The following is a 22492-nucleotide window of genomic DNA, read 5'->3' as shown; positions in this document are numbered from 1 at the left end:
CCGCGCGCTCCCGCCCGTGGCGAAGCGCCTCGGCCCTCCCTGTCCGCGACATCCGCGCCTGGCAGCCGGAACGCGACACGGCATCGCAGCGGGTCCCGCTGGCGCTGCCTTCGCCGTCCGTGCCGTGGGGCGACTACCGGCCCAAGGCGTTCGCCGGCGAGGTCGTGCCGTTCCGAGTGACCGCGTTCCGCGAGGGGCACGACCGCATCGGCGTGCAGGTGCGCCTGTTCTCGCCCTCGGGGGACGAATCGCTGCACCGGCTCGACCCGCTGGAGGACGGCTTCGACCGCTGGCGCGCGGAGGTGGCGCTGCTCGAGCAGGGCGTGTGGCGCTTCCGCTTCGAGTCGTTCGGCGACGACTTCGCGACGTGGGAGCACGCCGCCTCGCTGAAGATCGCCGCAGGAGTGGATGCCGCCCTCATGCGCGAGCTCGGCGCGCTCCTGTTCGACCGGGCCTGCGCCGAGCGGGGCCGCCCCGCCGGTGAGAAGAAGACGCTCGCCGCGGCCGCGGCATCCCTTCGCGACAGCGACGTGGACGACACGGCGGCGCTGGGGATCGTGACCGATCCGACGATCGCCCGCGGCTTCCGGGCACGGCCGCTGATGTCGCTGGCGACGGTGGGCGACGAGCACGAGGTGCTCGTGGAGCGCGAGCGCGCAGGCGTCGGCGCCTGGTACGAGTTCTTCCCCCGGTCGGAGGGCGCGCGCCGGCTCAAGGACGGCACGATCAAGAGCGGCACGTTCCGCACGGCCGCCAAGCGACTGCCCGCCGTCGCCGACATGGGCTTCGACGTGCTCTACCTGCCGCCGATCCATCCGATCGGCACGCTGAACCGCAAGGGCCCCAACAACACCCTCGACGCGGGGCCCGGCGACCCGGGGTCGCCGTGGGCGATCGGCTCCGCCGACGGCGGGCACGACGCCGTCCACCCCGACCTCGGCACGCTCGCCGACTTCCGCTCGTTCGTGCGCACGGCCCGCGGCGCGGGAGTCGAGGTCGCTCTCGACCTGGCGCTGCAGGCAGCCCCCGACCACCCCTGGGTCACCGCGCACCCGGAGTGGTTCACCACGCTGCCCGACGGCTCGATCGCGTACGCCGAGAACCCGCCGAAGAAGTACCAGGACATCTACCCGGTCAACTTCGACAACGATCCCGCGGGGATCCGCGCCGAGGTGCTGCGGGTCGTGCGTCACTGGATCGCGCAGGGCGTGCGCATCTTCCGTGTCGACAACCCGCACACCAAGCCGCTGCAGTTCTGGGAGTGGCTGATCCGCGAGGTGACCGCCACCGAGCCGGACGTCGTGTTCCTGGCCGAGGCGTTCACCCGACCGGCGCCGCTGCAGAGCCTCGCCGCGGCCGGGTTCCAGCAGAGCTACACCTACTTCACGTGGCGCAACACGAAGGCCGAGCTCGAGGAGTTCCTCTCAGGTCTCGCCCACACGACCGACGACTTCCTGCGGCCGAACCTGTTCGTGAACACGCCAGACATCCTCACCGAGTACCTCCAGTTCGGAGGGCGTCCCGCGTACCGGGTGCGGGCGGCGATCGCCGCCACCGCGTCGCCGACGTACGGCGTCTACGCCGGCTACGAGCTGTACGAGAACGTGGCGCGGCCGGGGTCCGAAGAGAACATCGACAACGAGAAGTACGAGTACAAGATCCGCGACTGGACGGGCGCCGTCGACCGCGGCGAATCGCTCGCGCCCTTCCTCACCCGCCTGAACGAGATCCGGCGGGCGCATCCCGCACTTCTGCAGCTGCGCAACCTCACGGTCCACTGGAGCGACGACGACGCGATCCTGGTGTACGCGAAGCACCTCGAGGCCGCGCTGTCGCCGGACGGGCGCAGCGACACGATCATCGTCGTCGTCAACACCGACCCGCATTCCGTGCGTCAGACGATGGTCCACCTCGACACCCGTGTGTGGGGCGTCGAGCCCGGCGCCCCGTACGAGGTCGAGGACCTCCTCACCGGTGCCCGGTGGACCTGGGCGGATCACAACTTCGTGATGCTGGACGCGTTCGCCGAGCCCGTCCACATCCTCCATGTGAAGGAGTCCCGATGACGCCCTCCGACCAGCTGCTCGATGCCGTCGCAGCGGGAACGCACCACGACCCGCACGCAGTGCTCGGCATCCATCCCGACGCGGATGCCGAAGGCACGCCCACGTGGACCATCCGTGCGCGGCGTCCCCTCGCCCGTGGCGTGACGGCCGTCTTCGAAGACGGCACGCGCGTTCCGCTGGAGCACGTGCGCGGGGGCATCTGGGAAGGGACGCGCACGGGCAGCCGCGGCCCCTACACGTTGGCGGCGAGCTATCCCCAGGGCCCGGACTACGTCAGCGACGACCCGTACCGGCACTCCCCCACGATCGGCGAGCTCGACCTGCACCTGATCGCCGAAGGACGGCACGAGGAGCTGTGGCGCGTGCTCGGCGCCCACGAGCGCGAGCACGAGGGCGCCATGGGGACCGCGTTCACGGTGTGGGCGCCCAACGCCCGCGCCGTACGGGTCGTGGGCGCCTTCAACGGCTGGGACGGCCAAGGCCACGCCATGCGCTCGATGGGCGGGAGCGGCGTGTGGGAGCTGTTCATCCCCGGCATCGGCCAAGGCACGACCTACAAGTTCGAGATCCGCTCCCGCGGCGGCGAGTGGGCGCTCAAGGCCGACCCGATGGCGCGCTTCGCCGAGGTGCCGCCCGCGACCGCGTCCGTCGTGGTCGGCTCCGCCTACACGTGGGGCGACGGCGCCTGGCTCGCCGAGCGGGCGAAGAGCGCGCCGGTGTCGCGGCCGATGTCGGTCTACGAGCTGCACTTCGGTTCATGGCGGCAGGGGCTGTCGTACCGCGACGCCGTCGATCCGCTCATCGACTACATCACGGGCCAGGGCTTCACCCACGTCGAACTCCTGCCCCTCGCGGAGCACCCGTTCGGCGGCTCGTGGGGCTACCAGGTCACCGGGTACTACGCACCCACCAGCCGGTTCGGCCATCCCGATGACCTGCGCCACCTCATCGATCGGCTGCACCAGGCCGGTATCGGCGTGATCATGGACTGGGTCCCCGGGCATTTCCCGAAGGATGCCTTCGCCCTGGCGCGGTTCGACGGCGAACCGCTGTACGAGCACCCCGACCCCCGTCGCGGCGAGCACCGGGACTGGGGCACGTACATCTTCGACTACGGCCGCAACGAGGTGCGCAACTTCCTCGTGGCCAACGCGCTGTACTGGTTCGAGGAGTTCCACGTGGACGGCCTTCGCGTGGACGCCGTCGCATCGATGCTCTACCTCGACTACTCGCGCGAAGAGGGCGAGTGGGCGCCGAACGTCCACGGCGGACGCGAGAACCTGGAGGCGATCCGCTTCCTCCAGGAGGTGAACGCGACCGCGTACAAGCGCTATCCGGGCATCGCGATGATCGCCGAGGAGTCGACGAGCTTCCCCGGCGTCACCGCGCCCACGAGCCAGGCCGGCCTGGGCTTCGGGTTCAAATGGAACATGGGCTGGATGAACGACTCGCTCCAGTACATCAAGCGAGATCCGCTGTATCGCTCTCATCACGAGGGCGAGATGTCGTTCTCGTTCGTGTACGCCTTCAGCGAGAACTACGTCCTGCCGATCAGCCACGACGAGGTCGTGCACGGCAAAGGGAGCCTATTCGCACGGATGCCGGGAGACCACTGGCAGCAGCTGGCGAACATGCGTGCCTTCCTGGCGTACCAGTGGGGCCACCCGGGCAAGCAGCTGCTGTTCATGGGACAGGAATTCGGCCAGCTCTCGGAGTGGTCCGACGCCCGCTCGCTCGATTGGTGGCTGCTCGACCAGCCGACCCACGCACAGCTGCACGGGTTCGTCGCCGCACTCAATCGCGTCTACCGCGACCATGCGGCTCTGTGGGCGCGCGACGGCGACGGCGCGGCGTTCACCCGCCTCGGCGGGCCGAAGTGGAACCCGAACGTCATCGCCTTCGCCCGACGCGACTGGCACGGCAACACCGTGGTCGTCGCCGCGAACTTCTCGGGCACGCCGATCAGCTCGTACGAGCTCGATCTCCCCGAGAGCGGAGTGTGGCACGAGATCCTCAACACCGACGCGCAGGTGTACGGCGGATCGGGGGTCGGCAACCTCGGCGTCGTCCATGCCGGCGCGGGCGGACGCGCGTCGCTCGTGCTGCCGCCGCTGGGCGTCCTGTGGCTCCGCCACGAGACGCAGGCGCACATCCCGTCGCCCACGCAGGGCTGAGCGGAATCGCCGAAGGCCGTCGTCCAACGGACGACGGCCTTCGGCGTTGATCGTCAGAACAGGAGCGAGGCGAGGCGTCCGCGCGCCGCGATCACGCGCGGATCGGCGTCGCCGACCAATGCGAACAGCTCCAGGAGCCGCTCGCGCACGGGCGTGCGCTCGTCGGCCGGCAGCGCGGCGAACAGATCGAGCAGGCGCGCGAAGGCATCCTCCACGTGGCCGCCAGAGAGATCGAGGTCTGCGACGTTCAGCTGCGCCTCGACGTCGGTAGGAGCGGCGGCAGCCGCGGCACGGGCGGCGTGCAGGTCCAGGCCCTGCACACGGTCGAGCAGCCGGACCTGGCCGAGGCCGGCGCGCGCCTCGGCGTCGCGCGGGTTCTCGGCGAGGGCCTTCTCGTACGCCGCGATCGCGCGCGTGTAGTCCCCGGCCTCGATGGCTTCGAACGCCTCGACGTGCAGGGGCGGCAGCGGTGCTTCGACCGGCTCGGCCTCGGGCGCCGCTCCATCGACCGAAACGGAACCGGTCACGCCGTTCTGCGCGGCCAGCTGCAGGAGCTGGGCGAACACCTCGCGCACCTGCTGCTCGGGCACCGCGCCGTTGAACATCGGCACCGGCTGGCCCGCGACGAGGGCGACGACCATCGGGATGGACTGAGCGCGGAACGCCTGAGACAGCTGGGGGTTCGCGTCCACGTCGACCTTCGCGAGCACGACACAGCCGCCGAGCTCGGTGACGACCCGCTCCAGCACGGGGCTCAGCTGCTTGCAGGGTCCGCACCACTCCGCCCAGAGGTCCACGACCACGGGAACGGTGCGCGACAGCTCCAGCACCTGCGGGAACGTGTCGTCGGTGACGTCGAGCACGAGCGACGGCACGGCGATCGTCTCACCCGCCGGCTGCTCCTCGCCGGGGGCCGCGCCCGCGGGGCGGTTGCGCAGCGCGGACAGGTCGACGGCGCCGCGCACCGCCGAGCCGAGGGAGGGGTCGCTCAAGAGATCACCTTCGCGTCGAGGATGTCGGAGGAATAGCCGAGCAGGCGGATCTTTTCGCTCGAGCCGGGGCCCGGCACGTAGAAGAACACCTGGTCGCTGAAGGTCGTCGAGAAGCCCGTTGCCGACTGATCGGCGCCGGCGAGCGTCCTCACCGTCTGGTTGTTCTCCGGGACCTTGATGACCGCGTCCGGGTTCGTGGGCGTGACCGTGTCGATCTCGTTGAGGTTGACCGCCACGATCGCACCGCTCTCCACCGTCTGCAGCGCGAAGGGCGGCTGCGGTCCGGGCGCGGAGGAGAACTCGAGCTTGCCCGTCGAGGCGCCGGTCTGGTTGAAGTCGTCGAGACGGCGCTTGCGGTCGGCCTCGATGCTGGTGCGCAGCTGATCGCCCTCGACCTCGAACATGTCGTAGTACTGGCTGGACTCGCCGTTGTTGATGACGTCGGCGTAGGCGGCGGCGACCTGGTCGGGCGGCAGCAGCAGGAACTTGGAGTCGGGCTCGACCTGGGAGGCGCCGATGTAGGCGGGCGCGAGGCGGGGCAGCGACGTGGATGCCTCCAGGCTCCCGATGTACGACAGCTTGTAGTCCGCCCAGGGATCCTGCTGCGTCATGACCATGATGCTCGACGTCTTCGACTCTTCGTCATCGGCGACGGCGATCACCGAGCGGGGCCAGTCGTCGTACGCCTGCGGCAGGATGATCTCGAGCGGCTTGGACAGGATCGGCGCCGGCGCAGGGAGGTCTGCGATCGCCGCGCGCAGCTTGTAGTTCGTGTCGCGCGCAGCCAGGGCCGCACCCTCGAGGCGGGTGTCGGCGAGATCGCCGTCCATGGCCGCGTCGGCGTCTGCGACGGTGGCGGCGATGCGGGTGAGGATGCGCTCGGCCTGCGCCTTGGTCACGGCAGGCGCCTGCTGGCCCTCGGGCGCCACCACGGTCGCCGTCGGCGACGGCGTCGGCGATGCGCTGAGCTGCGGCCACGCGTCGGCGGAGCAGCCCGAGAACAGCAGCGCCGAGACGGCGACGACGGGGACGACGGCGAACGCACGTCGACCACCCGACACCGCGCGACGCGTGGGGGCCTGCGAGCTGCTGATCACGCCCTTGTCCTCGTCTTCCATCGCGATGTCGATCGGCTCGGTCACCGGGATCGGCAGCCCCTTCCGGCGCGGGCCGCGCTTACGGCGCGCGTGGCGGATGCCGAGGATGTACAGGAAGACGCCGACGGCCATCAGGATGCCGCCACCCACGATGAGCGGACCCGCCCACGGCGTGGAGCTCTCCAGCGGCCAGGTCACGGTCACCGTGCTCGGAGCCGGCGCGGTGCCGTCGACGGCGACGAGCACGCTCATGTCGTCGGGTAGCTGCAGCGGCGCGATGAGCAGATCGCTCTGCTGATACTCGTCGAGCCACAGGTCGGACCCGACCGGGCTGCGACCGGCGGCAGCGGCATCCTCGCCCGCAGCGGCATCGTCGGCGACGGCGTCGCCCGCGGCGGCATCGCCTTCAGCGGCATCGCCCGCGCCGGTGTCACCGGTAGTGGCGTCGTCGGGAGTGGCGGCCGTGGGCTTCACGAGTTCGGTCGACGGCTGGCCCTGGTCGTCGAGGGTGACGTGGTTGTACGAGGTGTCGGCGAGCCACGCCTCGACATCGGCCGTCCGGCCGTAAGCGGCGAAGAGGTCGCCCTTGGCCTGGGCGCGCAGCGTCTGCGTACCCGCCATCTGATTGAGCACGGCGCCGTCGATGAGGAGGTACGGAGCCGACTCCTCGACCGAGATCGCCGTGGTCTCGGTCTTGGGACCCTGGAAGACCGTCCGCTGGGCGATGCCCGCGCCGATCATCAGGGCGGCCAGCACGAATGCCGCCACAGCCCACACGAAACGCACGAAGAACACCTTTCCCGGGCGCGTGATCGGAGCACGGCCCTTCGATTCGACGTTTCAGACTATCGAATACGACCTGGGAGGCGCGTGAGAGGGAGCATTTCCCGGGCTGAACGCCGGTCATGCGTATCCTGGGCGGACACGCATCGACACCGGGTCGATGAGGGGGGACGCCGATGAAGCTGCACAACCCGTTCCGCACCGCGCTGCTGGCAACGCTGGGCGTCGGTCTCGGGCTGCTGCTGATCGGAAGCATCCAGAACCTGCAGACGATCCTGCTGTACGTCGGTACCGCGCTGTTCCTCTCACTCGGCCTCGACCCGATCGTGGCCTGGCTCGAGCGCCGCAAGCTCCCCCGCTGGGCGGCCGTGCTCATCACGATCCTCGGCGTGCTCGCCGCGTTCGCGGGCATCATCGTCATGGTCGTTCCGATCATCGTGCAGCAGATCGGGCAGCTGGTCGCCGCGATCCAGGACCTCATCGACAAGGGGGCGTTCGACGATCCCGTCGGCGAGATCCAGTCCTGGCTGCACTCCGTGTTCCCGAACCTGGACATCGACCAGGCCTGGACCTACATCGAGGACTGGTACAACTCGCTCGACGTCGGCGCCATCGGCGGGGAGATCGGCGGAAGCATCATCGCGATCATCGGAGCGATGATCGCCGGGTTCGCGGGCGCCTTCATCGTGCTGATCCTCACGATCTACTTCACGGCGTCGACCCCCAGCCTCAAGCGCGCGGTCTACCAGCTGGTCCCCGCATCCAAGCGGGCCCGGTTCATGGACCTCGGCGAGCAGATCACCGACTCGGTCGGGTACTACGTCATCGGCCAGGTGACGCTGGGCCTCATCAACGGCGTCCTCAGCGCGATCTTCCTGACGATCATCCGCGCCCCCTTCCCGGCGGTGCTCGCGGTCATCGCGTTCTTCTTCTCGCTCATCCCGCTGGTGGGCACGCTGACCGGCTCCACGATCATCGTGCTGACGTGCCTGGTGCTCAGCCCCACGCCGGTCACGGCGCTCATCGCGGCGATCTACTACCTGATCTACATGCAGATCGAGGCGTATGTGATCTCGCCGCGCATCATGGGCCGTGCGGTCGCGGTGCCGGGCGCGGTCGTCGTGATCGCCGCCCTCGCCGGCGGCTCGCTGCTGGGACTGCTCGGTGCGCTGGTCGCGATCCCGGTCGCGGCGAGCATCCTGATCATCTACCGCCAGGTGGTCATCCCGCGTCAGAACGAGCGCTGACCCGCGTCAGTCCGCGACGACCGGGCCGTCCCACTCGGTCGGCAGCGGCAGCGCGTCCGGATTGACGGCGGCCACGATCTCGGTCAGCACGCGCCGCGTCTGGCTCTCCCCCACCCACAGGTGCTTGCCGCCTTCGACAGGGATGAGGACGGCCTCCGGGACGCTCGCGAAGCGCTGTGCCGCGGCATCCGGTCGCAGGTAGTCGTCGAACTCCGGAACGAGCACGATGAGGCGGCGGTCATCGCCCGCCCACGCGGCAACCTCGGCGTCGGTCGCGCGGTGCAGCGGCGGCGACAGCAGCACCGCGCCCTCCACTGCGTGGTCGCGGCCGTACTTCAGCGCCAGCTCGGTGCCGAACGACCATCCGACCAGCCACGGGCGCGGCAGGCCGCGTGCGTGCACGAAGTCCATCGCGGCCGCCACGTCGAACGCCTCTGCGCGGCCCCCGTCGAACCCGCCGTCGCTCGTGCCACGCGGAGAGGTCGTCCCGCGGGTGTTGAAGCGCAGCACCGCGAGATCGGCCAGCGCCGGAAGCCGCGCCGCCGCCTTGCGCAGGATGTGCGAGTCCATGAACCCGCCGGCGGTGGGAAGCGGATGCAGCGTCACCAGCGTCGCGACCGGCTCGCGGTCCTCGGGCAGTGCGAGCTCCCCCACGAGCGTCAGTCCGTCGAGGGTCTCGAGCTCGATATCCTCACGACGCGCGGGAAGCTGCATCGGTCCGCGGATCTCCATCACGCCACCTTCCAGCAATGCTGATGCCAATGCCGGCGCGCCGCCAGATCGGCGGCATCACCGAGCACGCCGTCGGCACGCCACGCGACGAGGTGCGCGACGCCCACCTCGATCTGCCTGCCGCAACCCGGGCAGGTGTACGCCTTCTGCGCCTGCGCCGCCGACACCGGCTGCACGGTCCACTCCACGCCCCGGCGCATCTCGGTGCGCTTCCAGCCGGCCAGCAGGCGCTCGAACGACTCGTCGCCGCTGGAGTCGTGACGGCGGCGGTTCGACCGCGGCATGGCTCAATACCAGCCCGTGCGCTGCGAGTGGTCCCACGCGCCGCACGGGGTGCCGTAGCGTCCGCCGACGTAGCCGAGTCCCCACGCGATCTGCGTCGCCGGGTTGGTCTCCCAGTCAGCGCCCGCACTGGCCATCTTGCTGCCGGGGAGGGCCTGAGGGATGCCGTAGGCACCGCTGCCGGCGTTGTACGCGTTGACGCGCCAGCCGGACTCCTTCTTCCACAGCGCCACCAGGCAGGCGAACTGGTCGTCGCCCCAGCCGCGCGCCAGGACCATGTCGTAGGCGATCGCCTGCGCGGACCCGGGATCGGGCGACACGAACGGCGGGCGCCACCCACCACCCGAGGCGGGAGCCGCCACCGCGGTCGGAACGGGCTTGGGCTTGGGCTTCACGAACACGTCGTACCCACCGCGGTCGAGCGCGACGGGCTCGGCATCAGGGTCGGACACGCCGTCGATGAACTGGACGTCGTCCAGCGAGCTCGCGTACAGCGACTGCGCGGGTTCGTCCTCGGTGCTCGCCTGCGCCAGCGCCAGCCCCGTCGGGCCGATGTACGCGACGACGAAGCCCAGCACCGCGAAGGCGGCGAAGGCGCCGAGGACGCCACGGCTGCGCGACCAGCGGGCGGTCGCGGTTGCGGGCGCACCGCCGGTGCTGCCGGCGCGGGTCGCCGTGGCGACGGCGCCACCGGGTCGGGTCGTCGGGACCGTCCGTGCGCTGGTGCGCGTCGACAGCTCGTGACGACGGGCGCGTCTGGTCGGGTACGGCTCGTTTCCAGAAGTCACAGTGGTCCCGATTCTTGCACAGGGGCGACCGGGCTTTCCATCCGGCCCGCCGCTGCCGGTCACTTGACGGCGAGCATGACCTCGACGACCGCGTCGAGCACGGCATCCACCTGCGTCTCGCGATAGCCGCCGCGCTGCATGCGGAATGCGACCGACCGCACCTGCTCGACGGTGACCGACTCCCCCGTCTCGAGGAACCGCGCGAGCTTGTCGGTGACGAGGTCCACCTCGGCGATCCGATAGCCGTACCGCAGCGGCGAGACGCGGGCGAACCGCTTCCCGGTCGGGCGCGTCAGCCGGTCCAGCACCTCCTGCGCGAGCTCGCGCGTGTGGCCGACCCATGCCTGCACTCCGGTCGCCGCCACGGCGGACGACCGCTCACGGGCGGCGAAGGCGTCCTCGATGCGGCCGAGCGCGGCATCCACCGACGCGATCGCGTAGCCGTGCCGCACCAGCGGGAAGGCTGCCTGGCGGATGTCGGCGGCGGTGAGCACCTCGGTCCCCTGCTCGAACGACATGCGCGCGCGGGCGAGGAACTCGTCGACCGGCTGCTTCTCGTAGCCCTTCTCCCGCCCTCGGGCTTCGGGGAAGGACGAGCGGGATGTGGTCTCGGATGCCGTCATGATGCCACCAGCGGGGTGAGGAAGTCGTAGAGGGCCAGCGCGCCGACGGCCGAGAGAAGGATCGAGTCGAGCCGGTCCAGCACACCGCCGTGCCCCGGCAGGAACGAGCTCATGTCCTTGATGCCGAGGTCGCGCTTGATCATCGATTCTCCCAGATCGCCGACCGTCGCCGTGGCGAGGATGACGATTCCGAAGACGATGCCCATCCACCAGTCGAGTCCGAGCATGAACAGTCCGACGAGGACGCCGGCGACGATCGCTGCCAGGGCTGCTCCGGCGAAGCCCTCCCACGTCTTCTTGGGGCTGATCCGGGGAGCCATGGGGTGCTTGCCGAGGGTGATCCCGGCGACGTATGCGCCGGTGTCGACCGCGACGGCCACGATGATGAACGACAGCACCCACCATTCGCCGCCGTCCTTGCTCAGCAGCACCACGCACTGGCTGCCGAGGAACGCGACGTACAGCTGCACGAACGAGGCGATCAGCACGTCGCCGAGGACGGTGCCGTAGGTGCGGCCGTCGTGGGCCGCCATCTGCGCGACGAGGCGCCACACGACGACGAAGGCGAGCGCGACGAACAGCACCACCCAGTGCAGCCAGGAGCTGATGAAATAGGCGGAGACGATGAGGCCCGCGCCCGCGATCAGCTGCGGGACGAGGTCGACGCGCCGGCCGCTCGCGATGAGCGCCCGGGAGAACTCGAGCACCGCCAGCAGCGCCGCCGCGAGGGCGAACACCACGAACGCCCACTTCACGAACAGCAGCGACCCCAGCAGCACGGCGCCGATCGCCAGCCCGATCAGGGTCGCGAGGATCAGATCGCGGCCGGTGCGCTCCTTGATGCGCTCGTTCGCCTCTTCGAACTCGGCGCGAGCCTGAGCCACCTGGTTCTCGAGCTCGCTGCGGGCGGCGCGGAGATGGGCCTGAAGCTGGCCGGAGTCGTGCGGATCGGCCGCGCGCCATGCGTCACCGGCCTCGCGCCGCGTCTGCGGGGAGTCCGGTTCGTCACCCCCCGGCGGCTCGGATGCGTCCGTCATGCGCAGGCCTCAGACCTCCAGGAGTTCGGCCTCTTTGCGCTTGAGCGCCTCGTCGATGTCGTCGACGTGGGCGCGCGTGAGCGCGTCGAGTTCCTTCTCGCCCCGAGTCAGCTCGTCGTCGCCGACCTCGCCCTTGAGCGCGTCGATGTCGTCCTTGGCCTTGCGACGGATGCCGCGCACGTGCACCTTGGCGTCCTCGCCCTTGCTGCGCACGAGCTTCACGTACTCCTTGCGACGCTCCTCGGTCAGCTCGGGCATCGTGATGCGCACGAGGTTGCCGTCGTTCGTGGGATTCACGCCGAGGTTCGGGATGTCGCGGATCGCCTGCTCGATCGCCTTCAGCGCCGACTTGTCGTACGGCGTGACGATGAGGGTGCGCGCTTCGGGGTTGTTGATCGAGGCGAGCTGGGCAAGCGGCGTGGGGGTTCCGTAGTAGTCCACGAGGACCTTCTGGAACAGCTGCGGGTTCGCCCGTCCGGTGCGCACCGTCGCGAAGTCCTCCTTCGCAGCCTCGACGGCGCGGTCCATGCGCGCTCCGGCATCGGTCAAGACGTCCGCGATCACAGTGTCTCCTTCACGTGGATGGGGCTCGTCAAGTCTATCGGCGGGGGCCCTCAGGCCGTGACGAGAGTGCCGATCGACTCGCCGAGAAGGGCTCGGGTGACATTGCCCGCGGGCTCCATGCCGAACACCCGCATATCCATGCGGTTGTCCATGCACAGGCTGAAGGCGGTCGAGTCCACGACCTTGAGGCCCCGCTGCAGCGCATCGAGGTAGGTGATCCGGTCGATCTTCGTCGCCGAGGCATCCTTCTTCGGGTCGGCGGTGTACACGCCGTCGACGCCGTTCTTGGCCACGAGGACCTCCTGCGCGTCGATCTCGAGGGCGCGCTGGGCGGCCACCGTGTCGGTCGAGAAGTACGGCAGCCCCGCGCCGGCGCCGAAGATCACGACACGGCCCTTCTCCATGTGCCGCTCGGCACGGCGAGGGATGTAGGGCTCGGCGACCTGGGTCATCTCGATGGCCGACTGCACGCGCGTGGCGGCGCCCGCCTGCTCGAGGAAGTCCTGCAGCGCGAGGGCGTTCATGACGGTGCCGAGCATGCCCATGTAGTCCGCGCGACCGCGGTCCATGCCGCGCTGGCTCAGCTCGGCGCCGCGGAAGAAGTTCCCGCCGCCGACGACGATGGCGATCTCGACGCGGTCGACGGCCGCGGCGATCTCCTGTGCGATCTGGCTGACGACGTCGGGGTTCACCCCCAGCTGGCCACCCCCGAACGCCTCGCCGGACAGCTTCAGGAGGACGCGGCGGCGTCCGGTGTTCTCGTTGATCACAGTGGTCCTCTCGTCTCCCACAAACTACCGAAGGGCATGAGAAAAGGCCCGCACCGGATTGCCGATGCGGGCCTTCTCAGAATGTCAGGCGCCGACCTTGAAGCGGGCGAAGCCCGTCAGGGTCAGACCGGCGTCCTTCGCGACCTGCGCGACGGACAGCTTGTTGTCCTTGGCGTAGTCCTGGTCGAGCAGGGCGACCTGCTTGAAGAACGCGTTGACGCGGCCCTCGACGATCTTCGGGAGGGCGGCCTCGGGCTTGCCCTCGTTGCGGGAGATCTCGGTGACGATCTCGCGCTCCTTCTCGACGTCGGCCTCGGGGACCTCGTCGCGCGACAGGTAGGACGGGTTCGCGAACGAGATGTGCTGCGCGAGGCTGCGAGCAGTCTCGGCGTCGTCGCCCGAGTAGGCGAGCACCACGCCGACCTGCGGGGGCAGGTCCTTGCTGGTCTTGTGCAGGTAGATCTCGAAGTGGTCGCCGGACAGCGTGCTGACGCGACGCAGCTCGACCTTCTCGCCGATGATGGCGGCCTCGTCCGAGATGAGCTCAGCGACGGTCTGGTCACCTGCGGGCGCGGCGAGGGCGGCCTCGGCCGACTCGGCGTGCGCGGCGGCAGCGGCGTCGAGGACCTTCTCGGCCAGCGCGAGGAAGCGGTCGTTCTTCGCGACGAAGTCGGTCTCGGTGTTGAGCTCGATGATCGTGACCTGACCGTCGACCTCCTTCGCGGCGACGAGGCCCTCGCTGGTGGAGCGGTCGGCGCGCTTGGCGTTGCCCTTCGCGCCCTTCAGGCGCAGGATCTCGACGGCCTTCTCGAGGTCGCCGTCGGCCTCCTCGAGCGCCTTCTTGGTGTCGACCATGCCGGTGCCGAGCTGCTCACGCAGCGTCTTGATGTCGGCGATCGTGAAGTTTGCCATGGGTGGCGGCTCCTTGATTCTGTGAGTTCTCGTGGATGCCGCGGCGGAGTCGTCCTGGGACGACTCCGCCGGGCGTGAAGAGGTGATTACGCGTTGTCGCCGGCCTCGGCGGCCAGCTCCTCGGCGACGGCCTCGGCCACGACGGCCTCGGCGGCGAGCTCCTCGGCAGCGGCCTCGACCACGACGGCGTCTGCGACGTCGCCCTCGGCGGCCAGCTCCTCGGCGACGGCCTCGGCCACGACGGCCTCGGCGTCCAGCTCGACGGCGTCGGCCTCAGCGGCGGCGGCGCCCTGCTCGAGCAGCTCGCGCTCCCAGTCGGCGAGGGGCTCCGCGTCAGCGGTCTCGTCGGTGGGCTGGTGGCGCTGGATCAGGCCCTCCGCGGCGGCGTCGGCGATGATGCGGGTGAGCAGGCCCACCGAGCGGATCGCGTCGTCGTTGCCGGGGATCGGGTACTGGAACTCGTCCGGGTCGGCGTTGGTGTCGAGGATGCCGATCACCGGGATGCCGAGCTTCGAGGCCTCGTCGATGGCGAGGTGCTCGCGCTTGGCGTCGACGACCCAGATGGCCGAGGGGGTCTTCTGGAGGTTGCGGATACCGCCGAGCGACTTGTGCAGCTTGTCGAGCTCGCGCTTCTTCAGGAGGAGCTCCTTCTTGGTGAAGCCGCTCGCGGCCGGGTCCTCGAAGTCCAGCTCCTCGAGCTCCTTCATACGCGCGAGGCGCTTGGAGACCGTCGAGAAGTTGGTGAGGAGGCCACCGAGCCAGCGCTGGTTGACGTAGGGCTGGCCCACGCGGGTCGCCTGCTCGGCGATGACTTCCTGCGCCTGCTTCTTGGTGCCGACGAAGAGGATGGTGCCGCCGTGGGCGACCGTCTCCTTGACGAACTCGTACGCCTTGTCGATGTACGTCAGCGACTGCTGGAGGTCGATGATGTGGATGCCGCTGCGCTCCGTGAGGATGAAGCGCTTGACCTTCGGGTTCCACCGGCGGGTCTGGTGTCCGAAGTGGACGCCGCTGTCGAGCAGCTGGCGAATGGTGACGACGGCCATGGCCGTTCTCCTGTCCGGCGCGTTCGCGCCTGTTGCGGTTGTTCTCGCGCCGGAGGTTCCGGCGAGCCTGGTGCCCGGCTCATTCCCGCCTCGCGTCCGCTCGTGAGCGTTCGCAGGGACCGTTGGGGATGGATGCCGCGCCTCACCCTTCGTCAGACTCAGGGGTTTCAGCGCTGTGGGCACGCGGAGTCACCCCGACATGCGGAGTGCTCACCCAGTGTATCAGCCGGCGACCCTGCGGACCTTCCTCCCCCGACGGCGGTCGACCGCGGCTCCGCGCCGGTCTGCGGCATCCGTTTCCGGGGCTGTCGCGGGTGAGCGAAAGTCGCCTCATGACCATCCCGATGCGGCCGCCGGCTCGCCGCGCGAACGCACGCGCTCTCGCGGTCGCGGTGTGCGTGGCCACCCTGCTGTGCGCTGCGGGCACTGCGCAGGCGCGGGGCGACGACGCGCCCGCGCCGGGAGGGACGGTCGCGCTGTCGCGGGACTGGGAGTGGCCGGTTCGCCCGTTCCGCCTGGAGCGCCCATTCGTCGCGCCGGCGCACGAGTACGGGCCCGGGCACCGCGGCATCGACATGGCGCCGCTCGGCGACGACACCGTCCGCGCCCCGGCGCCGGGTGTGGTGGCGTTCTCCGGGCAGGTGGCCGGGCGCGGGGTCGTCACGATCGACCACGGCGACGGATTGGTCTCCACGCTCGAACCGGTCGCCTCGGACCTCGCGGCCGGCGCCGTCGTGGCGGCGGGAACCGCGGTCGGCCGGCTCGCGACCGGTGGTCATGCCGCCGCGGGCACCCTGCACCTGGGGGTACGCCTGGACGGCGCCTACATCAATCCGCTCGTCCTGCTGGGCGGGGTGCCGCGGGCCGTGCTCCTGCCCTGCTGCTGAACCTGATCAGGCGCGCGGATGCGCCAGCCGGTAGGACGCGGCGAGGCGTTCGCTCGAGACGTGCGTGTAGATCTGCGTCGTGCCGAGGCTGGCGTGACCGAGCATCTCCTGCACGGCGCGCAGGTCGGCGCCGCCGTCGAGCAGATGCGTCGCCGCGGAGTGCCGCAGGGCGTGGGGGCCGACCTGTGCGCCCAGCTGCGGTCCCAATTCCCGCGAGACGAGGTCGTAGACCGCCCTCGGCCCGATCCGCCCGCCGCGGGCACCTAGGAACAGAGCGGATGCCGCAGGCGTGCCACCTTCCACTGCCCGCGCGGCCAGCGCCGAGCGTCCGCGCACGAGGTAGGCGTCCACCGCCCTTGCGGCCGGCAGGCCGAACGGGACGACGCGCTCCTTCGATCCTTTGCCGAGAACCCGGGCGGTGCGCCGCTCGCGGTCGAGGTCGTCGATGTCCAGGCCGCACAGTTCGGACACGCGCAGGGCCGAGCCGTAGAGCAGTTCGAGGATCGCGTGGTCGCGCAGGGCGATCGCGTCGCCGTCGGCGGCGGCGCGCTCCATCCGCTCGAGCACCTGCCCCAGCACGTCCACCGTCGCCACCTTGGGCAGCGTGCGACCGCGCTTGGGGGCGACCAGTCGAAGGCTCGGGTCGACGTGGATGAGCTCGGTCTCCGTCGCCCACGAGAAGAACCCGCGAACCGCGGCGGAGCGACGGGCGATCGTCGCCCTGCTGTCGCCGCGTTGGACCGCGACCCACAGCCAGTCCCGGAGCTGGTCGAGTCCCACGTCGGCCAACTCGACGTCACCGCAGGCGGCGGCCAGTCCCGCGAGATCTGACCGGTACGCCTTGACCGTCGCGGGCGACAGCCGCCGCACGTCGGCGACATGGCGCAGGTACGCCGCCGCCGACTCGGTGATGTTCACCCCACCAGCTTGCTCCCCCGCCCGTGCCGACGTCGGTGCGACGCACCGGGCTCATGCGACGCGGCGCAGTCGCCAACCTTCGGCGCTCGCTTCGATCGCGCCCTCCAGGCGCAGCAGACCGAGCATGCTCGCAACGGCATCGGGAGCGATTCCCGCTCGCCGCGCGATGTCGCCGGTGTCTCTCCAGACGCGCGTGCTCATCGCGTCTTTCACGCGGGACAGGTCGTCGGTGCGCCCGTTTTCGGAGGGCATCGCTCCCTGTCGCGCGGGCACAACGCCCAGCAGTTCGCGCACGTCGTCGGCGCCCGTGATGCACTGGGCACCGTACTCGCGGATCAGCCGGTGCGTGCCGGCCGACGTCGCGGAGGTGATCGGGCCGGGCACTGCGCCCAGCGGCCGGGCCAGCGCGGCCGCGTGCCCGGCGGTGTTGAGCGAGCCGCTGCGCCACCCCGCCTCCACGACCACCGTCGCCGCCGACAGCGCGGCGATGAGGCGATTGCGCTGGAGGAACCGCCACTTCGTCGGTGCGGTGCCGCACGGCACCTCGCTCACGACCACGCCGTCCCTGACCACGTCGTCGATCAGCTGGGTGTGCCCTGCGGGGTAGGCGCGGTCGGCGCCGCCGGCGAGCAGTGCGGCGGTCAGTCCGCCGACCGCGAGTGCCGCCCGATGCGCAGCGCCGTCGATCCCGTAGGCGCCGCCCGAGATCACGGGCACCCCGTCGCCGGCCAGTTCCGCGGCCAGCTCCATCGCCACCTGCTCGCCGTACCGGGTCGCGGCGCGGGCGCCCACGATCGCGACGGAGTCCTGCAACCGCGCCAGCGCCGCGACGTCTCCGCGCACCCACAGGCACAACGGCGCGTGCCCGTCGAGGTCGTCCACCTGGGTCGGCCACTCCGGGTCGTCACGGGTCACCAGCACGACCCGACGCGCCGCCGCGGACTGGAGCGCGTCGGCGACCGCGCGCGAAGACAGTCGCGGCATCCATCGCCTGCGGGCGTCGGCCAGCTCCCCCGAGGCGACCTCGGGCAGCGCTCCACCCGACAGCATCGCCTCGAGCCCTTCGACGGACCCGCGGGCCGCCACGATGCGGCCCGCGACCGAGTCGCCGGGTTCGATGAGGCAGCACCACACGGCGACGGCGTACCGCGCACGTGCCTGCTCGCCGGCGAGATCGGGACGCAGGGACGCGAGAGCACGCGACGCCGCCGCGGCGCTGAGATCGAACGCCGTCACAGCGCGATCCCCTTCTTCAGGTACAGCGCCTTGCCGACGTGCGCGGGTCCGAGCTGTTCGCGCCCTTCGATGTCGGCCAGCGACCACGCCACCCGCAGCACGCGGTCGTATCCCCGCAGCGTCAGCACCCCGCGGTGCAGCGCGGCATCCAGCGGCCGACGCACGACCGGTGACGGCGCGAGCGGTCCCTCACGCAGCCACGCCCCCGGGATCTCGGCGTTCAGCCGCCACGGGGTACCTGCGAGACGACGTCGCGCGCGGGCACGCGCCTCGGCGACGCGACTGCGCGCCACCGCCGTCGAAGTCACGGGGTAGGCGTCGCGCTGCGCGACCGAGACACGCGTCAGCGTCAGCTCGATGTCCATGCGATCCAGCAGCGGTCCCGACAGCCGGCCGAGGTATCGACGTACCGCCGCCGGCGGGCACGTGCACGTCCCGCCGCGGATGCCGTAGTCACCGCAGGGACAGGGGTTCGTGGCCAGCACGAGCTGGAAGCGCGCCGGGTACTGCGCATGCGCGCCGGCGCGGTCGATGGCGATGGCGCCGGACTCCAGCGGCTGACGGAGCGCGTCCAGAGCACTGGCGGCGAACTCCCCCGCCTCATCGAGGAACAGCACTCCCTCGCTCGCCCGCGCGATCGCTCCGGGGCGGACCACGCGCGACCCGCCGCCCACCAGCGCCGCCACGCTGGCGCTGTGGTGCGGCGCCTCGAACGGAGGCGTGCGTGAGAGCTCGACGACCCGCGACCCCGACAGGCTCCGGATCGACGCGCAGGCGAGGGCCGCGCTGTCGTCCAGTTCGGGAAGGATGCCGGGGAGCCGGCGTGCGAGCATCGTCTTCCCCGCGCCAGGAGGCCCGCACATGAGCAGGTGGTGGCCGCCCGCGGCCGCCACGATGAGCGCCTCGACGGCGTCGCGCTGGCCGATCACGTCGGCGAGGTCGGGCTCCGGCCCGCGGACCGGGTCGTCGTCGATCATCGCCACCGGGACGTCGTCGGGCACCTCGATGTCGCCGCCGTGCCACGCGATCACCTGCGCGAGGTTGACCGCGGCGAAGATCTCGACCCCGTCGACGAGCTCGGCCTCCGCCCCGTTCGCGTGCGGCACCACCACGCGACGATGCCCGGCTCGTCGCGCGGCGACCACGGCCGGCAGCACACCCGGCACGGGCCGCAGGCGCCCGTCGAGCCCGAGCTCGCCGATGTGCACGGTCGCCGAGATCGACGAGACGTCCATCGTCGCCTCGGTCGCGAGGGACGCCACCGCGATCGCGACATCGAACCCGGAGCCCTGCTTGGGAAGGCTCGCCGGCGACAGGTTGACCGTCAGCCGCCGCCGGGGAAGCGGCACGCCGCTGTTCGCGCAGGCGTTGTGCACGCGTTGCACCGCCTCGCCCAGCGCCTTGTCGGGCAGGCCGATGATGCGGAACTCCGGCGTCTGCTGCGACAGATCCGCCTCCACCTCGACGCACTCGCCCTGGGCGCCCACCAGCGCCACCGCCCACGTGCGCGCGACGCTCACGGCACCTCCACGTCGGCGAGGTGCTCCAGGCGCGCAGCGGCGGGGTCGGCGCCGGTCAGCCCGATCGCGTCGATGCGCAGGCGGCGGCCCTGCATCTGGTCGCGGTGAGCGCCGGCCCATGCCATCGCGAGACGCCACAACCGCGCACGCTTGCGCGCGTCGATCGCCTCGAGCGGGTGGCCGTAGTCGTCGCTGCGACGCGTCTTGACCTCGACGACCACGACGGCGGAGGCGTCCGCCACGACCAGGTCCAGTTCGCCTGCTCGGCACCGCCAGTTGCGGGCGAGGACCGCGAACCCGAGCTCTTCGAAGTAGCGGGCGGCGCGGTCCTCGCCCGCACGCCCGAGAAGGTCCTTGTCTGCCATTCCGGCATCGTCGCGCGAGAGGGCGCTCGCGAGGACGGCAGGATGCGGCATCCGTTCACAACAGGCGGAAGATGCCGGGATCGCCGACCTGGGGAGGAGCGGACGTCCCGCTCACGTGTCGAGCGAGAGCTCCTCGGGCAGGTGGAAGTCCCGGCGGGAGAGCTCCTCGACGTTGACGTCCTTGAACGTGAGCACGCGCACCGCCTTCACGAAGCGGTCGGCGCGGTAGATGTCCCACACCCACACGTCGGACATCGAGATCTCGAAGTAGAAGTCGTGCTCGGTGTCGCGGCGCACGACGTTCACCTCGTTGGCGAGGTAGAAGCGGCGCTCGGTCTCGATCACGTACTGGAACTGCGAGACGACGTCGCGGTACTCGCGGTACAGCGCGAGTTCGAGCTCGCGGTCGTAGTCTTCGAAGACGTCGTCATCCATGGTGCTTCCATCCTATGGGCGCGAAGGGATGCCGCACCCCAGGGTCCGCCGCCGGCGAACGCTCAGAACAGGGTGGGCGCCTCGGCGATCGACCAGGACGCACGATGGTGGCGGCTGATCCCGTGCGTGCGGATCGCCTCGCGATGGTCGGGGCTCGCGTACCCCTTGTTGCGAGCCCAGTCGTACACGGGGAGCTCATCGTGCAGCTCGGTCATGAGCCCGTCGCGGGCCACCTTCGCGATCACGGATGCCGCGGCCGCGGACGCGCAGTCCCGATCGGCCTTGATCACCGGCCGCACGGTGAGACCCCACGCACCGGCGGGGGTGATGTAGTCGTAGTTGCCGTCGAGGATGACGATCGCCTCCTCGGGGACGACCCCTTGCGCGCGCAGATCAGCCAGCGCACGGATCGACGCCAGGCCCAGCGCGCGCATGATCCCGATCTCGTCGATCTCCGCCGAGCTCGCCCAGCCCACGGCGCTGGCCGCCACCCACGTCGCCGCGCGGGCGGCCACATCGGCGCGCTTCGGCTCCGGGACGAGCTTGGAGTCGCGCAGACCCTGCGGGATCCGCTTGCGCGAGCGCACCGGATCCACCACCGCCGCGCCGACGGCGACGGGACCGGCCAGCGCGCCGCGCCCGACCTCGTCGCACGCGATCACGAGTGCGTGCTCGCGCAGCAGGCGCCGCTCGAGCGTGAGCCGGGGCTCGGCGACGGTCATCGCGAGTCGCTCTCCTGGACGGGGTCCGGGACGCCGGCGTACACCTCGTGGTGGAAGTCGAGCAGACCGAACCTGTCGAACGGCCAGGTCACCAGGAACGCACGCCCGACGAGGTTGTCGATCGGCACGAATCCCTTGCCGGGCTGGTCGGTGTTGTAGCGCGAGTCCTTCGAGCGGTAGCGGTTGTCGCCGAGCACCCACAGGCTGCCGTCGGGGACCACGACGTCGAAGGGGTCGCCGGATGCCGCGGACTCCCCCGGCGGCACCTCGATGTACGCGCTCTCGTCGATCGGCACGTCGTTCACGGTGATCTGGCCGAGCGCGTTGCAGCACACGACGTGGTCGCCCGGGAGGCCGACGATCCGCTTCACGAGGTGGTCGTCGCTGTCGGGGGCCGCCAGGCCTACGAGCGAGAGCACCCACTCGATGCCCTCGACCACGGGCGGGCGAGGCGGCTCGGTGCTCGGCGGCAGCCAGCCGCCCGGATCCCGGAACACCACGATGTCGCCGCGCTCGTACCCGCCGAAGCGCGGCGTGATCTCGTCGACGAGGATGCGGTCCTTGACGTGGAGGGTGTCCTCCATCGAGCCGGAGGGGATGTAGAACGAGCGGACGACGAAGGTCTTGACGACCAGCGACACCAGCACCGCGATCAGGATGATCACGAGCACGTCGCGAAGGAAGATCAGCCAGCCACGGCGACGGGGCTGGATGGTGGCCGCGTCCGCCGCGGGCGTCTCCGCCGGCTCTGCCGGGGCCGACTTCTCGGTCGTCATGGGGATCCTTCAGGGTGTCGACGGTCGCGGCGCCCGCCTTCAAGGGTCGCACACTCCTGGCCGTCCCGGAGAACGACGAAGCCCCGGACACGCCGGTCCGGGGCTTCGTCGAATGCGCTGTGACAGCAGGTGTCAGTTGTCGCGCTTCTCCTTGATCTTGGCCTTCTTGCCACGGAGGTTGCGCAGGTAGTAGAGCTTCGCGCGACGCACGTCACCACGGGTCACGACCTCGATGTGGTCGATGACCGGGGAGTGCACCGGGAAGGTGCGCTCGACGCCGACCTGGAAGCTGATCTTGCGGACGGTGAAGGTCTCGCGCACGCCGTCGCCCGAGCGGCCGATGACGACGCCCTGGAAGACCTGGATGCGGGAGCGGTTGCCCTCGGTGATGTTGACGTGCACCTTCACGGTGTCGCCGGGGGCGAACTCCGGGATGTCGGAGCGGAGCGAAGCCGCGTCGACGGCGTCGAGGATCTGCATGATCGTCTCTCTCTGCGGCCGCCACAGGTCGACCGCGGGA

Annotated in this window: 23 protein-coding genes; 4 read left to right on the top strand and 19 right to left on the bottom strand. The window is 70.7% G+C overall.

Annotated features, from left to right (window positions below; translation table 11 throughout):
• Positions 1-98: 98 nt before the first annotated feature.
• Positions 99-2066 (top strand): alpha-1,4-glucan--maltose-1-phosphate maltosyltransferase, encoded by a 1968-nt coding sequence (locus AC1DDU_RS15580; RefSeq protein ID WP_477436858.1) that lies wholly within the window; start codon positions 99-101, stop codon positions 2064-2066.
• A complete protein-coding gene (glgB, locus tag AC1DDU_RS15575) occupies positions 2063-4240 on the top strand; it encodes a 1,4-alpha-glucan branching protein GlgB (protein ID WP_477435652.1) in 2178 nt (725 codons plus the stop codon). The genes AC1DDU_RS15580 and glgB overlap by 4 nt, the downstream gene beginning before the upstream one ends.
• 53 nt (positions 4241-4293) lie before the next feature.
• On the opposite strand, the gene AC1DDU_RS15570 is transcribed toward glgB, so the two are convergent.
• Positions 4294-5232 carry a tetratricopeptide repeat protein gene (locus tag AC1DDU_RS15570; RefSeq protein WP_477435650.1) on the bottom strand — a complete coding sequence of 313 codons (939 nt, stop codon included), beginning with the start codon at positions 5230-5232 and terminating at the stop codon, positions 4294-4296.
• Positions 5229-7115 (bottom strand): DUF8094 domain-containing protein, encoded by a 1887-nt coding sequence (locus tag AC1DDU_RS15565; RefSeq protein WP_477435648.1) that lies wholly within the window; start codon positions 7113-7115, stop codon positions 5229-5231. Before AC1DDU_RS15565 ends, AC1DDU_RS15570 begins: the two co-directional genes overlap by 4 nt.
• 173 nt (positions 7116-7288) lie before the next feature.
• Here AC1DDU_RS15565 and AC1DDU_RS15560 point away from each other — a divergent pair, with 173 nt between their 5' ends.
• Positions 7289-8359, top strand: coding sequence for an AI-2E family transporter (locus tag AC1DDU_RS15560; RefSeq protein ID WP_477435646.1), 1071 nt, complete (start codon positions 7289-7291; stop codon positions 8357-8359).
• Positions 8360-8365: 6 nt separating this feature from the next.
• Here the strand turns inward: AC1DDU_RS15560 and AC1DDU_RS15555 are convergent, their stop codons facing one another.
• The 9 genes from AC1DDU_RS15555 to rpsB all read right to left on the bottom strand — a co-directional run bounded on the left by AC1DDU_RS15555 (position 8366) and on the right by rpsB (position 15113).
• Positions 8366-9091, bottom strand: coding sequence for an alpha/beta hydrolase (locus tag AC1DDU_RS15555; protein ID WP_477435644.1), 726 nt, complete (start codon positions 9089-9091; stop codon positions 8366-8368).
• Positions 9091-9375, bottom strand: coding sequence for a hypothetical protein (locus AC1DDU_RS15550; protein WP_477435642.1), 285 nt, complete (start codon positions 9373-9375; stop codon positions 9091-9093). The genes AC1DDU_RS15555 and AC1DDU_RS15550 overlap by 1 nt, the downstream gene beginning before the upstream one ends.
• 3 nt (positions 9376-9378) lie before the next feature.
• Complete coding sequence (locus AC1DDU_RS15545) at positions 9379-10161, bottom strand: aggregation-promoting factor C-terminal-like domain-containing protein (RefSeq protein ID WP_477435641.1); 783 nt, start codon at positions 10159-10161, stop codon at positions 9379-9381.
• Between the two features lie 59 nt (positions 10162-10220).
• Positions 10221-10784: a DivIVA domain-containing protein gene (locus AC1DDU_RS15540; protein WP_477435639.1), complete on the bottom strand. Its 564-nt coding sequence runs from the start codon at positions 10782-10784 to the stop codon at positions 10221-10223.
• Entirely contained in the window at positions 10781-11821 is a 1041-nt protein-coding gene (locus AC1DDU_RS15535) for a phosphatidate cytidylyltransferase (protein WP_477435637.1), read from the bottom strand. The genes AC1DDU_RS15540 and AC1DDU_RS15535 overlap by 4 nt, the downstream gene beginning before the upstream one ends.
• A gap of 9 nt (positions 11822-11830) precedes the next feature.
• Positions 11831-12385 (bottom strand): ribosome recycling factor, encoded by a 555-nt coding sequence (frr, locus tag AC1DDU_RS15530; RefSeq protein WP_477435636.1) that lies wholly within the window; start codon positions 12383-12385, stop codon positions 11831-11833.
• A 50-nt stretch (positions 12386-12435) separates the two neighbouring features.
• Entirely contained in the window at positions 12436-13155 is a 720-nt protein-coding gene (pyrH, locus tag AC1DDU_RS15525) for a UMP kinase (protein WP_477435634.1), read from the bottom strand.
• A gap of 84 nt (positions 13156-13239) precedes the next feature.
• The gene (gene tsf / locus AC1DDU_RS15520) at positions 13240-14067 is read right to left on the bottom strand and encodes a translation elongation factor Ts (protein WP_477435632.1); all 828 of its coding nucleotides are present in this window, start codon (positions 14065-14067) and stop codon (positions 13240-13242) included.
• An 86-nt stretch (positions 14068-14153) separates the two neighbouring features.
• Entirely contained in the window at positions 14154-15113 is a 960-nt protein-coding gene (gene rpsB, locus AC1DDU_RS15515; protein WP_477435630.1) for a 30S ribosomal protein S2, read from the bottom strand.
• A gap of 332 nt (positions 15114-15445) precedes the next feature.
• Between rpsB and AC1DDU_RS15510 the strand changes: the two genes are divergently transcribed.
• Positions 15446-16000, top strand: a complete 555-nt coding sequence (locus AC1DDU_RS15510; RefSeq protein ID WP_477435628.1) for a peptidoglycan DD-metalloendopeptidase family protein — start codon at positions 15446-15448, stop codon at positions 15998-16000.
• A 6-nt stretch (positions 16001-16006) separates the two neighbouring features.
• Here AC1DDU_RS15510 and AC1DDU_RS15505 read toward each other — a convergent pair whose 3' ends face one another.
• The 8 genes from AC1DDU_RS15505 to rplS form a co-directional block, all read right to left on the bottom strand.
• Positions 16007-16918 (bottom strand): tyrosine recombinase XerC, encoded by a 912-nt coding sequence (locus tag AC1DDU_RS15505; RefSeq protein WP_477435626.1) that lies wholly within the window; start codon positions 16916-16918, stop codon positions 16007-16009.
• Between the two features lie 51 nt (positions 16919-16969).
• Positions 16970-18154 (bottom strand): DNA-processing protein DprA, encoded by a 1185-nt coding sequence (gene dprA, locus AC1DDU_RS15500; protein WP_477435624.1) that lies wholly within the window; start codon positions 18152-18154, stop codon positions 16970-16972.
• Complete coding sequence (locus AC1DDU_RS15495; protein ID WP_477435622.1) at positions 18151-19674, bottom strand: YifB family Mg chelatase-like AAA ATPase; 1524 nt, start codon at positions 19672-19674, stop codon at positions 18151-18153. Before AC1DDU_RS15495 ends, dprA begins: the two co-directional genes overlap by 4 nt.
• Complete coding sequence (locus AC1DDU_RS15490) at positions 19671-20039, bottom strand: YraN family protein (protein ID WP_477435621.1); 369 nt, start codon at positions 20037-20039, stop codon at positions 19671-19673. Before AC1DDU_RS15490 ends, AC1DDU_RS15495 begins: the two co-directional genes overlap by 4 nt.
• Positions 20040-20150: 111 nt before the next feature.
• Positions 20151-20474 carry a DUF2469 family protein gene (locus AC1DDU_RS15485; RefSeq protein WP_127818250.1) on the bottom strand — a complete coding sequence of 108 codons (324 nt, stop codon included), beginning with the start codon at positions 20472-20474 and terminating at the stop codon, positions 20151-20153.
• 62 nt (positions 20475-20536) lie between these two features.
• The gene (locus tag AC1DDU_RS15480) at positions 20537-21196 is read right to left on the bottom strand and encodes a ribonuclease HII (protein WP_477435619.1); all 660 of its coding nucleotides are present in this window, start codon (positions 21194-21196) and stop codon (positions 20537-20539) included.
• Complete coding sequence (lepB, locus tag AC1DDU_RS15475) at positions 21193-21972, bottom strand: signal peptidase I (RefSeq protein ID WP_477435617.1); 780 nt, start codon at positions 21970-21972, stop codon at positions 21193-21195. The genes AC1DDU_RS15480 and lepB overlap by 4 nt, the downstream gene beginning before the upstream one ends.
• Positions 21973-22104: 132 nt before the next feature.
• Positions 22105-22452, bottom strand: coding sequence for a 50S ribosomal protein L19 (gene rplS / locus AC1DDU_RS15470; protein ID WP_286289106.1), 348 nt, complete (start codon positions 22450-22452; stop codon positions 22105-22107).
• Positions 22453-22492 lie beyond the last annotated feature (40 nt).

The organism is Microbacterium sp. 05T445, from assembly GCF_056395865.1.
This window is presented reverse-complemented; position numbering and strand designations above follow the sequence as displayed.

Bases quoted from the DNA above. Each gene is read 5' to 3' on its own strand.
- glgB (WP_477435652.1), top strand. From the start codon at position 2,063: ATGACGCCCTCCGACCAGCTGCTCGATGCCGTCGCAGCGGGAACGCAC.
- AC1DDU_RS15560 (WP_477435646.1), top strand. From the start codon at position 7,289: ATGAAGCTGCACAACCCGTTCCGCACCGCGCTGCTGGCAACGCTGGGC.
- AC1DDU_RS15555 (WP_477435644.1), bottom strand. From the start codon at position 9,091: ATGGAGATCCGCGGACCGATGCAGCTTCCCGCGCGTCGTGAGGATATC.
- AC1DDU_RS15550 (WP_477435642.1), bottom strand. From the start codon at position 9,375: ATGCCGCGGTCGAACCGCCGCCGTCACGACTCCAGCGGCGACGAGTCG.
- AC1DDU_RS15540 (WP_477435639.1), bottom strand. From the start codon at position 10,784: ATGACGGCATCCGAGACCACATCCCGCTCGTCCTTCCCCGAAGCCCGA.
- AC1DDU_RS15535 (WP_477435637.1), bottom strand. From the start codon at position 11,821: ATGACGGACGCATCCGAGCCGCCGGGGGGTGACGAACCGGACTCCCCG.
- tsf (WP_477435632.1), bottom strand. From the start codon at position 14,067: ATGGCAAACTTCACGATCGCCGACATCAAGACGCTGCGTGAGCAGCTC.
- rpsB (WP_477435630.1), bottom strand. From the start codon at position 15,113: ATGGCCGTCGTCACCATTCGCCAGCTGCTCGACAGCGGCGTCCACTTC.
- AC1DDU_RS15510 (WP_477435628.1), top strand. From the start codon at position 15,446: ATGACCATCCCGATGCGGCCGCCGGCTCGCCGCGCGAACGCACGCGCT.
- AC1DDU_RS15490 (WP_477435621.1), bottom strand. From the start codon at position 20,039: ATGGCAGACAAGGACCTTCTCGGGCGTGCGGGCGAGGACCGCGCCGCC.
- AC1DDU_RS15485 (WP_127818250.1), bottom strand. From the start codon at position 20,474: ATGGATGACGACGTCTTCGAAGACTACGACCGCGAGCTCGAACTCGCG.
- AC1DDU_RS15480 (WP_477435619.1), bottom strand. From the start codon at position 21,196: ATGACCGTCGCCGAGCCCCGGCTCACGCTCGAGCGGCGCCTGCTGCGC.
- lepB (WP_477435617.1), bottom strand. From the start codon at position 21,972: ATGACGACCGAGAAGTCGGCCCCGGCAGAGCCGGCGGAGACGCCCGCG.
- rplS (WP_286289106.1), bottom strand. From the start codon at position 22,452: ATGCAGATCCTCGACGCCGTCGACGCGGCTTCGCTCCGCTCCGACATC.